Below are 13,815 nucleotides of genomic sequence, written 5' to 3' on the forward strand. Positions count from 1 at the left end.
GGCACGCTGAAGGACGGGCGCGAGTCGGATCTGGCTTTGCTCGCGACCAAGGCCGACCTGCGGGAGATCGAGGTCGCGCTGAGAACGGACCTGCAGAAGTCCGAGGCTTCGCTGCGGGCAGATTTGCGCGAAGTCGAGACTTCTCCACGGGCTGATCTGCGGGAGAATGACAATCGGCTGAAGGTGGATCTACGGGAGACCGAGGGCCGCCCGAAAGCGGATATCGCAGACCTGTCCCACCGGGTGGATCTCGGCTCGGCGAGCGCCCGGGCCGACATGAAGCTCCTGGAGCAGCGGATGACCGTGGAGCTCGGCACGCTGGTCGCGGCTGGAATCCCGATCACACCAGCGCATGCGCCCCGCCGGCAAAGCCGACGATCAGCCCGAAGCAGGCGAAGGTGACCAACGCCGCGGCGGGTCCCGGCAGGCCGAGGATCGCCCGGGCGGCGCGGCCGTGCAGCCACAGCAACACCACCGCGAAGGCACCGGCCTCGATTGCCGCGAGGCCCGGCGTCGCGAGGCCGAGGAGCAGCAGGCAGCCCGGCAGCGCCAGGGCGACGAGGCCCGCGGCGAGGAGCCAGTTGGTCACGACCACGAAGGGCACGTAGGCCCGGGTCCGGTCGAGGCGGCGCAGGACCGCGATCATCGCCAGGGGCACCGGCAGGAACGCCGCCGCCAGCCCGGCGAGCAGGGCTGCCGTCACGTGGTCGAGCTGGAACGGCGCCGTGCCGGCCCCACGCTCCAGGAACAACGCCACCGTCACCGCCGGCGCCGTGAGCCAGACCGCCCCGAAGGAGCGCCAGAAGCCGCGCTCGCTGACGTCGAAGTGGCGCAGGGCGTCCGGCCGACGCCCGATCAGTCCGGCGGTCCCGCGCAGGGAGCGGGCGACCTCGTCAGCGCTCACGAACATCGGCGGCCTCCAGGATAGAGACCGCCAGATTCAACTTTCGTCTAAGGCCGGTCAAGCCGGATGGTGCGTCGCGGCAGCGCCGGGAAAATACCCGTCCAGGACCCGACCGACGATCGCCGTCAGCCGGTCGAGATCGGCGAGCGTGACCCGCTCGTCGACCTGGTGCATCGTCCGCCCGACGAGACCGAACTCGATCACCGGGCAGGCATCCTTGATGAAGCGGGCATCCGAGGTGCCCCCGGTGGTCGAGAGGGCGGGCCTGCGGCCGGTCTCGGCCTCGATCGCATCCGCCACCTGCTCGACGAAGGCGTCGGGCTCGGTCAGGAAGGCGACGGAATTGGTCGGCCGCACGTCGAGGCTGTAGCGCACCGTGTTGCCCGCGGCCGCGGCGAGACGCCGTTGCAGCTCCGCCGCCAGGGTCTCGGGCGTCCAGAGGTCGTTGAAGCGGATGTTGAAGGTCGCCCGCGCCTCGGCCGGGATCACGTTGGTCGCCGGGTTGCCGACATCCATGGTGGTGAATTCGAGGTTCGAGGCATCGAAATGCGCCGTGCCGGCATCGAGCGGTTCGGCGAGCAGGCCTTGGGCCAGGCGCAGGAGGCCGGGGATCGGGTTCTCGGCCCGGTGCGGATAGGCGACATGGCCCTGGACGCCGTGCACGGTCAGGTTGGCCGTGAGCGAGCCGCGCCGGCCGATCTTGATCATCTCGCCCAGGGTGTCGGGATTGGTGGGCTCGCCGAGCAGGCAATGGGCGAAGCGCTCACCCCGGGCTCGTGCCCAGTCGAGGAGCTTCACCGTGCCGTTCACCGCCGGCCCCTCCTCGTCGCCGGTGATCAGGAACGCGATGGCGCCGCCGAAATCCGGCCCGCGCCGCGCCAGGAAGGCCAGCACCGCCGCCAGCATGCAGGCGATGCCGCCCTTCATGTCGACGGCGCCGCGGCCGAACAGCTCCCCTCCCTCGATCGCGGCCCCGAACGGGTCGTGGCGCCAGGCCGTCGCGTCGCCCGGCGGCACCACGTCGGTATGCCCGGCCAACAGCAGGCAGGGCCCCTCGCCGATGCGGGCATAGAGGTTCTCGATGTCCGGCATGCCTGCTTCCGAGAAGACCGGCCGCTCGACCGTGAAGCCGGCCTCGGACAGGATCCCCGCCAGGTAGGCGAGCGCCCCGCCCTCGTTCGGCGTCACGGAGGGGCAGCGGATCAGCCCCTGGGCCAGGGACAACGGCGGAGGGGTCGGGGGGACATGGGAATCGGTCACGGGGCAGCCGGCGGTTCGAGGGCAGGATCCGTCGCGAGGCGTAGCGCCGAACGGCGCGGATGAGAACCGCCGCCGTCGAAGGCCCTCCGTCGAAGGCCTTCCCGTCAAAAGCCTTCCCCGGGGCGTGCGTCTCGCTTACCTGTGCCGGATGACCGCGCTCAGCCCCGACGAGATCGAACGCTACGCCCGCCATATCGTGCTGCGGGAGGTCGGCGGCCCCGGCCAGGTCCGGCTCAAGAGCGCTCGGGTGCTGGTGGTCGGTGCCGGGGGCCTCGGCGCACCGCTGATCCAGTACCTCGCGGCAGCCGGGATCGGTACGATCGGCATCGTCGACGACGACACCGTCTCGCTCTCGAACCTGCAGCGCCAGGTGATCCACGGCACGCCCGACATCGGCCGCCCGAAGGTCGAGAGCGCGGCGCAAGCCGTGGCCCGGCTCAACCCGAACGTCCGGATCGAGACCCATGCCACCCGGCTCACCCCCGAGAATGCCGAAGGCCTGATCGCGGCCTACGACCTCGTCGCCGACGGCTCGGACAATTTCGCCACCCGCTACGCCGTCTCGGATGCCTGCTACCGCGCCCGCCGACCCCTGGTGACCGCGGCCCTCGGCCAGTTCGACGGCTCGCTCACCACCATCCGGGCCCACGAGACCGGACCGGACGGCCGGCCGAACCCGACCTATCGCTGCCTGTTCCCGAGCCCGCCGCCGGTCGGCTCGGTCCCGACCTGCGCCGAGGCCGGGGTGCTCGGGGCGCTGGCCGGCCTGATGGGCTCGCTCATGGCGCTGGAGGTGATCCGCGCCGTCGCCGGCTTCGGCGAGCCCCTGGTCGGTCGCCTGCTGATGGTCGATGCCCGCTCGCTGCGCTTCGAGACGCTGTCCTATGCCTGGGACCCGAGCAACCCGTTGAGCGGGACGGCGGCGTGAGCGGCCGCGAGGGCGCGCCGGAGGGCTGATCGCATGATGCGCCGTTATCTCGTCGCTGCCTCGCTGCTCGCGGCCGCTCCGGTTCTCGCAGGTCCGGGAGCCGAGCGGTGGACGGCCTTGAGCAAGACAGCCATGGCGATCACCGGCGACATCTCGTTATCGCCCACGCGGCTGGTCGCGGCGGGCCGGATCGTGCCGCTCTCCGTCGCCGCCGACGTGCCGGCCTTCGCTACCCTGTCGGGGCCGGTGCCGGCGCGCATCCTGAAGGTGACGCCACCCGCCGATCCCAAGCTCCTGCACGGCAACACCCTGTGCGGAGCGCCGGTGCGCTGGATCGTCGCCTATCGGAAAGACGCCGGCCGGTCGCTGACCCTCGCCGCGTTCAGCGGCGAGACCCTCCCGGCCGGCGAATCCGGTTCCGGCCTCTGCGCGACGTTCTCCTACGCGCGCTGAGACCAACCGAGGGGCCGCTCACGCCGCCCGGATGTCGCCCAGGAAGCCGTCCACCTCCTGCTTGACGGTGAGCGATTGCGTCGCCAGCTCGGCGGCGGCCATGAGTACCTGGGAGGCGGCGCCGCCGGTCTCGTCGGCCAGGCTCAGCACGCGGGCGACGCTCGCCGAGACGTCCTGGGTGCCCCTCGCCGCCTGCGTGGCGTTGCGGGAGATCTCCGTCGTCGCGGCGGTCTGCTCCACCACCGTCGCCGCGATGGCACCGCTGATCTCGTTCAGGGCCGCGATCGTGCCGCCGATCTGCCGGATGGCGGCGCTCGCCCGGGCGGTGGCGTCCTGGATCGCGCCGATCTGGCCGCCGATCTCCTCGGTCGCCCGCGCGGTCTGGCCGGCGAGTTCCTTGACCTCCGCCGCCACCACCGCGAAGCCGCGCCCGGCCTCGCCGGCCCGGGCCGCCTCGATGGTGGCGTTCAAGGCCAGCAGGTTGGTCTGGCTGGCGATGGCCGAGATCGTGGTGACGGCAGCGCCGATCTGGTTCGCGGCGGTGCCGAGGCTCGCCATGGCGAGGTTCGTGGCCTCGGCCTCGTTCGCGGCGTGCCCGGCGACCTCCCGCGAATGGATCACCTGCCGCTCGATCTCCCCGAGCGCGGCCACCATCTCCTCCGCCGCCGCCGCGACGGTCTGGACGTTGGCGGAGGTCTCCTCGGCGGCGGCGCTGGAGGCGACCGCCTGGGCGTTGGTGCCGTCGGCGACCTGGGTCATCGAGCGGGCGGTGGCGTCGAGTTCGGAGGCGGCGGAGGTGACGATCTCGAGCGAGCCGGCGACCCGCTGCTGGAAGGCGGTGATCAGCGCGTCGACCCGGTCGGCGCGGCGCTGCCGGGCGGAGGCCTGCGCCTCCCGGTCGGCCTCGAGGGCGAGGCGCTCGACCGCGTTCCGGCGGAAGACCTCCACGGCCCGCGCCATCTCGCCCATCTCGTCGGTCGCGTCCTGCGACGGTACCACGACCGCGGTCTCGCCTGCCGCAAGCCGGCTCATCGCCCGGGTCATGCCGATGATCGGACGGGTGATGCTGCGCCCGATCAGGACCGCCAGGGCGGCGCTGAGGCCCAGGATCAGGGCGAGGAGCGCGAGTTGCACCTGCTTGGCCGCCCGCATCGTGCCGGCGGTGTTGGCGTCGATCTCCTGGACCGCCGCTTCGAGCTTGCCGCGCACGGTGGCGCCCGCGGCCGCGATCGCCTCCGCCTTGGGTGTGATGCTGTCCTGGTACAGGGCCTGGCTCTCGAGCATCGCCGCGGCCGCCGCCGTGATGTGTCGGTTGAGGCGGTGGAGCGCCTCCTCGACCGTGCCGAGGTCCCGCCGCTGCGCCAGCGTCAGGTTCAGGCCCTTCAGCTTCGCGATCGTCGCCTCCGCGCTGGTGAACTGCGCGGCGGAGAGGGCGCGGGTCTTCGGATCGGTGGTCGCCAGGAAGCGCCAGTTCATGACGCGGAACAGCAGCAGGGTGCGCTCGATCTCCACTGCGTAGGCCAGCGTCGTCTCGTCGCCGCCCGACCGGAGCTGGGCGATGAGGGCCCCCGACGCCTTGGTCAGATCGTCGCCCGAGGTATAGACGCCGGCCTTGTTCTCACGGATCTGCGTGCCGAGCGCGACCACCCGCGGGATCTCCGCCGCGAGGCGGTCCGCCTGCCGGCCCAGGTCGCTGTAGAGCGCCCGCCGCTCCTCGATCATGGCCCGCTGGGCGAGACCTTCGGCGAGCGGGACGATCTCACCGAGGTTGGAGCGCATTCCGCCCTCGGCCTCCGGCGTCTGCATGACCCGATATCGGGTGGCCTGGGCCGTGAAGCGGTCGATGAGGCCGGTGAGCGTGAACAGTTCACGCGCCGCCTGCTCGATCTGCCCTTTGATCTGATAAGTCTGGTCGAGACTGTCGAGCTGGCGGTAGGAAAATCCGCCCATCACGGCGGCAAGAATTGCCAGGAGCGTGAAGCCGCCGTAGAGGCGCGCACGCAGTTGGATACGCATCGCGGGTTTCCAGTCTTGGACACGGTTTCCCCGGAACCTTGCGTCAATCTCAAAAATATTTCGTAAAGCGGCAGAAAATTGGTCGGATTTTGAGATTGTCCCTGCCGTAACTGTTATATCGCGCGCAATCTTTCGATCTCTGCACGCTGCGGCACGGCCGAAGGGAAGCCGACGCAGCGCCGTGCTTCGAATGCCGAGCGGCAGGCGGCCACCATGTAGAGGACGTGTGCGCGCCGTCGAGACCCCGGCCACACCGATGTGCCAGCCAGACTGCTGCGCCGCTTTCGGCCCGCGCCCGGGCCGTCACCGCATGGGCGGCAGCGGCGGCAGGGCGGCCAGGCCCTGCTCGACCTTGTCGAGGCAGCATTTCTTGAACTTCTTGCCGCTGCCGCAGGGACACGGATCGTTGCGGCCGACGTCTCGGTAGGGGTTGCGCTCGGGGATTGGCAGGCCGTCCTCGTCGAGGTCGGGCAGGTGGTCGTAGGCACCCTCGCGGGTATGCCCCAGCGCCCCGATCAGGTCGTCGAGATAGTCGACCAGCAGGTCGTCGAAGCGGTCGCGGCTCTTCGGCCGCAGGCGGGCCTCCTTCACGGTCTCCTGCACCGTGTCCCAATCGACGACGTTGCCGGTGTTGCGGCCGTCCTTAAGCGCCGCCTTGAGGCGGGGAACGAGGTCGTCGAGGCCCAGCAGCGAGACCGCGTCCTCCCAACCCTGCCAGACCTCCTCGGCATCGGGCGGGGCCAGACGCTCGTCGTCGAAGCGAACCAGGAACGCCTTCACCGTCTCGCGGTCGATGCGCCCGTCGGCGGTCAGCAGCGCGAGGGCGTGAAAGAGCTGCATCCGCGCGATGCCGACGGGAGCCTCGCCGGCGATGGCTGCGAGCAGACGGTCGGCATCGCCGTCGAAGCTGCCGGCGACGAGGGCCGCGAGGGTGTTCGGGTAATCCTCCCCGAGCGCCGCCGAGATCGCGTCGTCGTCGCGGCGCAGGAGCCGCATCAGGGGGGCCTGGATGCGGGTATCCCGGGCCGAGGCGAGGACGTGGATGCCCCAGAACAGCAGGGTCCGCTCGGGCTCGGTCAGCGCCTCGGCCTCGCCGTCGGCGGCGCGGCCGAGGATCTCGAGGACCGGCTCGGCGATCGCGTCCGGTGCCGCCAGCGCCGTTTTCAGGGCCTCCTCGGGCAGGTAGGTCGCCGCCGAGAGTTCCCGGATCAGATCGGTATCCGCCATGCCCGCCTCCGCGCTCCGTCTGTCCGGCGGCGCGCACCGCGCCGCCGGCATGCTGGGGAATCAGCCCCGAAGGGTCGCGCCGGTCTTGCGCGTCACCTCGGCGACGATCTTCTGGCTCACGGCCTCGATCTCGGCATCGGTGAGGGTGCGGTCGGTCGGCTGGAGCCGCACCGCCACGGCGACGGACTTCTGGTCCTCGCCGATCCCAGGCCCCTCGTAGACGTCGAACACCTCGATGCCGGTCACGAGATTGCGCTCGGCGGCTTGCGCCGCCTTCAGGATGTCGCCCGCCGCGACGCTGCGCGACACCACGAAGGCGAAGTCGCGGGTGAGCGGCTGGAAGTCGGGCAGGTGTACGGCCGGCTTCATCTTGGTCGGCCGGTGCTTAGGGACCGGCAGGGCGTCGAGGGTGATCTCGCAGACCACCACCGGGCCCTTGATGTCGAGGGCCTTGAGCACCCGCGGATGCAATTCGCCGAAGAAGCCGACCTGGTTGCGCGGCCCGAACTGGAGCGTGCCGGAGCGGCCGGGATGCAGCCAGTCCGGCCCACCCGCCACGACCTGGAGGCCGCCGGTCGGCACGCCGAGCGCCGTGAGCAGGGCGAGCGCGTCGGCCTTGGCCTCGAAGGCGTCGACGGGACGGGCGGCGCCGTCCCAGTGCCGGCCGCCGCCGCCGTGGCGGGCGGAGCCGCGGCGGAGCGCCGTCGCCTTGGTGGTCTGCCCCTCCGGCTGGTCCGAGGCGAAGCACTGCCCGACCTCGAACAGGGCGACGTCGCCGTATCCGCGATCGGCGTTGCGCTGCGCGGCGCGGGCGAGGCCCGGCACCAGGCTCGGGCGCATGTCCGACAGGTCGGCGGCGATCGGATTCGCCAGCGCCAGCTCGGGCTTGCCGCCGCCGAACAGGGTCGCGTCGGCATGTGCGATGAACGACCAGGTCACCGCCTCGACGAGGCCGCGGGCGGCGAATTCGCGCTTGGCCTGCCGGGTGCGCTTCTGCATCACCGTCAGGACCGGGCGGATGACGGTCGCCTCGATCCGCGGCAGGGGTTTGGGCTCGATCCGGTCGAGGCCGGCGATGCGCACGATCTCCTCGACGAGGTCGGCCTTGCCCTCGACGTCCGGGCGCCAGGACGGGGACAGCACCTTGGCCCGGTCGCCCGAGCCGGCGACGTGGAAGCCGAGCGATTCCAGCGTCACCTTCATCTCGGGCCGCGGCAGGTCGAGGCCCGACAGCCGGCGCACCTCGGTCCACGGGAAGTCGATGATGCGATCGGTGTCCGGCGCCTCGCCCGAGACGGTCGCCTCGCTCGGGGTGCCGCCGCAGAGGTCGAGCACCAGCGTGGTCGCGAGATCGAGGCCCGGCAGGGCGAAGGCCGGATCGACCCCGCGCTCGAACCGGTAGCGGGCATCGGTGACGATGCCGAGGCGGCGCCCGGTGCGGGCGATGGTGAGCGGATCCCACAGGGCGGATTCGATCAGCACGTCGGTCGTGCCCTCGTCGCAGCCGGAATGCTCACCGCCCATGATGCCGGCGATCGACTCGACGCCGGTCTCGTCGGCGATGACGATCGCGCCGTCGTCGAGCCGGTACTGACGGCCGTCGAGGGCCAGCACCTCTTCGCCGTCGCGGGCGCGGCGCACGGTGAGGTTGCCCTTCACCTTGGCCGCGTCGAAGACGTGCAGGGGCCGACCGCGGTCGAAGGTGACGTAGTTGGTGATGTCGACGAGCGCATTGATCGGCCGCAGGCCGATCGCGGTCAGGCGCCGGCGCATCCACTCGGGCGACGGCCCGTTCTTGACGCCGCGCACCAGCCGCAGGCCGAAGAGCGGGCAGAGATGCGCGTCCTCGGGGGCGAAGTCGCGGGTGATCGTGACCGGGCAGGCCCCCTCCCCCCGTACCGGCGGAATCTGCTGGCGCCGCAGGGTGCCGAGACCGGCCGCCGCGAGGTCGCGGGCGATGCCGTGGATGCCGGTGCAATCGGGCCGGTTCGGGGTCAGGTTGATCTCGATCACCGGGTCGTCGAGGCCGGCGAAGGCAGCAAAGGGCTGGCCGACCGGCGCGTCGGCGGGCAGATCGAGGATGCCGTCATGGTCGTCCGACAGGCCGAGTTCGGCGCCCGAGCACAGCATGCCCCGGCTCTCGACGCCGCGGATCACGCCCACCGACAGGGTGATGTTCTTGCCCGGCACGTAGGTGCCCGGAGGGGCGAACACGGTCTTCATGCCGGCGCGCGCGTTCGGCGCACCGCAGACGACCTGGACGGGCGCGCCCTCGCCGGTCTCGACCGTGCAGACCCGCAGGCGGTCGGCGTTGGGGTGCTGCTCGGCGGTGAGCACCGCGGCGATGCGGTAGGCCGCGAGCGCCGCCGCCTTGTCCTCGACGCGCTCGACCTCGAGGCCGATGCGGGTCAGCGTCTCGACGATCGCGTCGAGGGAGGCGTCGGTGTCGAGGTGGTCCTTGAGCCAGGAGAGGGTGAATTTCATGGGATCTAACCTCTCGGCTCAGGCGAGCCGGGTCTTCGTGATGAGGAGGACGGCCAGGTGGCGGCACTGGTCGTCGTCGAGGGCTTCGAGATCGGCGACGGCCTGCTTCGCGCGGGCCACGATGTTGCGAGTCACGTCGCGATGGATATTCAGGCTGGGCGGACTGTAATCCGCCTGATGCCGGCGATCCCGGAGATAGGCGAAGGCTGCGCCGATCTCGACGACGATCGGTCCGAGTTCGGCCGCCTCCCGCGCGGCCAGGCGCCTTCGGATTTGGCCGTGGTCAAGGAGCCGGTAGACCGGCTCGGTCAGCGCCGGGTCTCGTCGCCAGAGGCCGAGCGCGCGCGTGCTCACGAAGCAGAGCCCGTGGAATACGGCGTAATAGGCACTGCTGATGGCACGGCGCATCGCGACCTTCTGCAGGTTGCGGCGCCCACGCTGCGCGGCGAGCATGTCGGCGACGACGAGGAGATCGTAGACGAGGGGATTGCCGAGCCGCGCCATTACGCGTTCACTTCCGAATCCCGATCATCCAGTTCCCGATCATCTTCGTCGTCACCTTCGAAGATCTCGTCGTCCGGATAATCGAAATCGAGATAGGGGAAGCGCTCCTCCCCCATCTCACGCAAGGCAAGCCAGAGCGCCGCATTGGCTGCATTGGACTCCTTGCCCCCGGTCACGCCCGAGCCCGGCTTCATATGAGCGACGACGAACAGCGACGGCTCGTCGGACTGGTTGTAGCCCGGGCGCACCTCGACCCGCTCGTAGCCGGATGCGGTGAGATACCGGTTCAGGATCTCATCGGCGATCGTCGTGATCTCGTCCACGGTCATGGTGCGCCTCGCGCAAGCGTCTCTTAGCCGGTCAGGCCGCCGACCAGGCTCGGGATGTCGAGGGGCCGGAAGCCGTAATGCTCGAGCCAGCGGACATCCGCCTCGAAGAACGGGCGCAGGTCCGGCATCCCGTATTTCAACATCGCGATCCGGTCGATGCCCATGCCCCAGGCGAAGCCCTGCACGGTGTCCGGGTCGAGGCCGCAGTTCCGCAGCACGTTCGGGTGGACCATGCCGCAGCCGAGGATCTCGAGCCAGTCGTCGCCCTCGCCGAAGCGGATCTCGCCGCCTTTCCGCGAGCACTGGATGTCGACCTCGGCCGAGGGCTCGGTGAAGGGGAAGAACGACGGCCGGAAGCGCATCTTGACGCTGTCGACCTCGAAGAACGCCTTGCAGAACTCCTCAAGGATCCACTTCAGGTGCGAGATGTTCGCCTGGCGGTCGATCACCAGGCCCTCGACCTGGTGGAACATCGGGGTGTGGGTCTGGTCGGAATCGTGCCGGTAGGTACGGCCCGGGCAGATCACCCGGATCGGCGGCTGCACGGAGCGCATGGTGCGGACCTGGACCGGCGAGGTGTGGGTGCGCAGGAGCTTGCGCTTCCCGTCCCGGTCGGGCCGCAGGAAGAAGGTGTCGTGCATCTCCCGGGCCGGATGGCCCTCGGGGAAGTTGAGCGCCGTGAAGTTCAGATCGTCGGTCTCGACGTCGGGCCCCTCCGCGATCGAGAAGCCCATATCGCCGAAGATCGCCGTGATCTCGTCCATCACCTGGGTGATCGGATGGATGCGCCCGCGCGTCTCCGGCCCCTCGCGCACCGGGAGCGTCACGTCGATGCGCTCGGCGGAAAGCCGCGCAGCGAGGGCTACTTCGGCCAGTGTCTCGCGTCGGGTCAGGATCGCGCCCTGGACCCGGTCGCGCAGGCCGTTGATCAGCGGGCCCTGCTCCTTGCGCGCCTCCGGGCTCATGCTCCCCAAGGTCTTCAGCAGCTCGGAGACGGCGCCCTTCTTGCCGAGGGCGGCGACGCGCACGCCCTCGAGCGCCGCCTCGTCGATGGCGCCGGCGACCTGGGCGAGGAGATCGGTTTCGAGGCTGGTGAGATCGGTCATGGTCTGCTCAATCGGGGCTCGGCGGATGCCCTGCAACGCGCCGCCCACCCCGTCAACCCGGGCGGGCGGATGGCCCCCTCGCAACGCAAAACGGCCCGCGAGGGCGGGCCGTGATGTCCGGTCGTCGAGGGAACCGAAAAGGCCCGCGCAGGCGCGGGCCGTGACTTCGGCGTTACGCCGCCTTCACGAGCTCGGCCGGCAGGGCCGACTTGGCCTTCTCGACCACGGCGACGAAGGCCGCCGGCTCGTGAATGGCGAGCTCCGAGAGCGCCTTGCGGTCGACCTGCACGCCGGCCTTGGCCAGGCCGTCGATGAAGCGCGAATAGGTCAGGCCATGCGGACGGACCGCGGCGTTGATGCGCTGGATCCACAGGGCGCGGAAGTTGCGCTTCTTGTTCTTCCGATCGCGGTAGGCATATTGCATGCCCTTCTCGACCGCCTGCTTGGCGATCCGGATCGTATTCTTGCGCCGGCCGTAATAGCCCTTGGCGGCCTTGAAAACCTTCTTGTGCTTGGCGTGGCTGGTCACGCCGCGTTTGACGCGGGCCATGGTGATCTCCTGGGGGTTCTACGAAACAGATGCGGGACGAAGCGTCTTCTCGGCGAAGCCGGTTCTTAGCGGGCGTTCGGCAGGAAGTACTTCTTCACGTTGGCGGCATCGCCCTCGAACAGGGTGGTCGTGCCGCGCAGGTTGCGGATCTGCTTCGTGGTCCGCTTGATCATGCCGTGGCGCTTGCCGGCCTGGGCGTACATGACCTTGCCGGTCCCGGTGATCTTGAAGCGCTTCTTGGCGCCCGACTTGGTCTTCAGCTTGGGCATTTTGCTCTCCTGACGCGAACTCCACCGGGTTTCCGCCACGGGCGGGCCCCGACGATCGCGCTCGATCGATGGTGTGGAGCGACACGAACCGCCACGGCAGCCCTCACGGCCGGGCGGTTCGGCGAGGCGCGCGCTATAGCAGGGCGCGGCGTTTCACGCAATCGTCGCATCGTCGGGCGCTGCACCCCTGTGTGACACGGGAACGACCGGGCCCTCGCGCTGGCGTTGTGCGCCGCACCGGAACCATAAGCTCGGGTGCGCGGTTTCGTTCATGTCCCGCTCAGGCCCCATCCTGCTTAACTCCCCCCAACATGACCCGCCATCGTTGGGCGTCTCAGGAGAATCCGTCGTGCGCATTGCCCAGGTAGCCCCTCTCGCGGAGGCCGTTCCGCCGAAGTTCTACGGCGGCACCGAGCGTGTCGTCTCCTGGCTGACCGAGGAGCTGGTCCGGCAGGGCCATGACGTCACGCTGTTCGCGAGCGGCGACTCGGAGACGAGCGCCAAGCTGGTCGCCTGCTGCCCGGAGGGCCTGCGCCTCGCCGGCATCCGCGACCACGTCGCCAGCCACCTCGCCATGCTGTACCACCTGCGCCGGCGCGCGGACGAGTTCGACGTCATCCACTTCCACATCGACCTCCTGCAGTACCCGCTGTTCGAGGAATTCAACCATAAGTGCGTCACCACCCTGCACGGGCGGCTCGACGTGCCGGACTTCATGCCGGTCTACCGCACTTTCACGGGCATGCCCCTGGTGTCGATCTCCGACCACCAGCGCGGGCCGATGCCCGGGAACGCCAACTGGCTCCAGACTATCCATCACGGCCTGCCGGCGGAGAATTGCCGCTTCTCGGCCAAGCCGAAGGACGGCGGCTACCTCGCCTTCCTCGGCCGCATCTCCCCGGAGAAGCGCCCCGACCGCGCCATCGAGATCGCCAAGGCCTCGGGCGTGAAGCTGAAGATCGCCGCCAAGGTCGACAAGGCCGACCAGGAATACTGGGACGAGGTCATCGAGCCGATGACCCACCACCCGCTGGTCGAGTATATCGGCGAGATCAACGAGGATCAGAAGCACGAATTCCTCGGCAACGCCCTGGCTCTCGCCTTCCCGATCGACTGGCCGGAGCCCTTCGGCCTGGTAATGATCGAGGCGATGTCGGCCGGTACCCCGGTGATCGCGTGGCGCAACGGCTCCGTGCCGGAGGTCATCAAGGACGGGGTCTCGGGCGTCGTGGTCGACTCGATGGACGAGGCCATCGCGGCGGTCGAGACCTGCAAGGCGATGAGCCGCGAGGGCGTGCGCCGCTACTTCGAGACCCGCTTCACCGCGAGCGTCATGGCCCGTTCCTACGTCGCCGCCTACGAATCGCTGCTCGCCGGCGACTTGGACGCGATCAAGATCCCGGGCCTGACCATCGGAGCCCCCGCCGCCCTCAACGGGGCTGCCAACGGCGCGACGGTGCATCCGGTGCTCCGCGCGGTCTGATCCGCCCCGATACCGGCCGACGAACGAGACGAGGCCCGGTCCCCGCAAGGGGCCGGGCCTTTTTCTTATGCCGAAACCCTCGGTCGCTCCCGACGGCAACCATGCCCTCCCGGTCAATCCGGGGTTGCGCAGCGGAGCCTTAAAAACCGGACATTCCGGTGATGACGAACGCGGCGGACCCCTCTGCGCTTGATCCCGAACAATCCGTGGTTCCGGATACCGGGCTCCGCTGCGCGGCCCCGGACTTCGTATCATCGGCCCACGCGGCCTCTGGCCGAAGCTGATCTCCGCATCGCGAAGCG

General features: G+C 70.0%; 14 protein-coding genes. 4 read left to right on the forward strand and 10 right to left on the reverse strand.

Annotated elements, in window-relative coordinates:
* Positions 1-36 precede the first annotated feature (36 nt).
* The gene (locus G4G93_RS15490) at positions 37-402 is read left to right on the forward strand and encodes a hypothetical protein (protein ID WP_165085300.1); all 366 of its coding nucleotides are present in this window, start codon (positions 37-39) and stop codon (positions 400-402) included.
* Here G4G93_RS15490 and G4G93_RS15495 read toward each other — a convergent pair.
* Both G4G93_RS15495 and dapE read right to left on the reverse strand, forming a co-directional pair.
* Complete coding sequence (locus G4G93_RS15495) at positions 341-910, reverse strand: hypothetical protein (RefSeq protein WP_165085301.1); 570 nt, start codon at positions 908-910, stop codon at positions 341-343. The genes G4G93_RS15490 and G4G93_RS15495 overlap by 62 nt on opposite strands.
* Positions 911-961: 51 nt before the next feature.
* Positions 962-2,128, reverse strand: coding sequence for a succinyl-diaminopimelate desuccinylase (gene dapE / locus G4G93_RS15500; protein WP_206289786.1), 1,167 nt, complete (start codon positions 2,126-2,128; stop codon positions 962-964).
* 184 nt (positions 2,129-2,312) lie between these two features.
* On the opposite strand from dapE, the gene G4G93_RS15505 reads away from it, so the two are divergent.
* Both G4G93_RS15505 and G4G93_RS15510 read left to right on the forward strand, forming a co-directional pair.
* Positions 2,313-3,092, forward strand: coding sequence for a molybdopterin-synthase adenylyltransferase MoeB (locus tag G4G93_RS15505; RefSeq protein WP_165085399.1), 780 nt, complete (start codon positions 2,313-2,315; stop codon positions 3,090-3,092).
* Positions 3,093-3,125: 33 nt separating this feature from the next.
* Positions 3,126-3,545, forward strand: coding sequence for a hypothetical protein (locus G4G93_RS15510; protein WP_165085303.1), 420 nt, complete (start codon positions 3,126-3,128; stop codon positions 3,543-3,545).
* A gap of 18 nt (positions 3,546-3,563) precedes the next feature.
* On the opposite strand, the gene G4G93_RS15515 is transcribed toward G4G93_RS15510, so the two are convergent.
* From G4G93_RS15515 to rpmI, 8 genes are all read right to left on the reverse strand, one after another.
* Positions 3,564-5,561, reverse strand: coding sequence for a methyl-accepting chemotaxis protein (locus G4G93_RS15515; protein ID WP_206289787.1), 1,998 nt, complete (start codon positions 5,559-5,561; stop codon positions 3,564-3,566).
* A gap of 303 nt (positions 5,562-5,864) precedes the next feature.
* Complete coding sequence (locus G4G93_RS15520) at positions 5,865-6,788, reverse strand: DUF1186 domain-containing protein (protein ID WP_165085304.1); 924 nt, start codon at positions 6,786-6,788, stop codon at positions 5,865-5,867.
* Positions 6,789-6,848: 60 nt separating this feature from the next.
* Positions 6,849-9,272, reverse strand: a complete 2,424-nt coding sequence (gene pheT, locus G4G93_RS15525; protein WP_165085306.1) for a phenylalanine--tRNA ligase subunit beta — start codon at positions 9,270-9,272, stop codon at positions 6,849-6,851.
* 18 nt (positions 9,273-9,290) lie between these two features.
* Positions 9,291-9,776, reverse strand: coding sequence for a hypothetical protein (locus G4G93_RS15530; RefSeq protein ID WP_165085307.1), 486 nt, complete (start codon positions 9,774-9,776; stop codon positions 9,291-9,293).
* On the reverse strand, positions 9,776-10,105 hold the full coding sequence (locus tag G4G93_RS15535) for a hypothetical protein (RefSeq protein ID WP_165085309.1): 330 nt from the start codon (positions 10,103-10,105) through the stop codon (positions 9,776-9,778). Before G4G93_RS15535 ends, G4G93_RS15530 begins: the two co-directional genes overlap by 1 nt.
* 23 nt (positions 10,106-10,128) lie before the next feature.
* Positions 10,129-11,211 (reverse strand): phenylalanine--tRNA ligase subunit alpha, encoded by a 1,083-nt coding sequence (pheS, locus tag G4G93_RS15540; RefSeq protein ID WP_165085311.1) that lies wholly within the window; start codon positions 11,209-11,211, stop codon positions 10,129-10,131.
* A gap of 172 nt (positions 11,212-11,383) precedes the next feature.
* Positions 11,384-11,761 carry a 50S ribosomal protein L20 gene (gene rplT / locus G4G93_RS15545; RefSeq protein WP_048428158.1) on the reverse strand — a complete coding sequence of 126 codons (378 nt, stop codon included), beginning with the start codon at positions 11,759-11,761 and terminating at the stop codon, positions 11,384-11,386.
* Between the two features lie 65 nt (positions 11,762-11,826).
* Positions 11,827-12,030, reverse strand: coding sequence for a 50S ribosomal protein L35 (gene rpmI, locus G4G93_RS15550; RefSeq protein WP_007561407.1), 204 nt, complete (start codon positions 12,028-12,030; stop codon positions 11,827-11,829).
* A gap of 349 nt (positions 12,031-12,379) precedes the next feature.
* Between rpmI and G4G93_RS15555 the strand changes: the two genes are divergently transcribed.
* Entirely contained in the window at positions 12,380-13,513 is a 1,134-nt protein-coding gene (locus G4G93_RS15555) for a glycosyltransferase family 4 protein (RefSeq protein ID WP_165085313.1), read from the forward strand.
* Positions 13,514-13,815 lie beyond the last annotated feature (302 nt).

It is taken from the genome of Methylobacterium sp. DB0501 (assembly GCF_011043735.1).
Classification (GTDB): Bacteria; Pseudomonadota; Alphaproteobacteria; order Rhizobiales; family Beijerinckiaceae; genus Methylobacterium; species Methylobacterium alsaeris.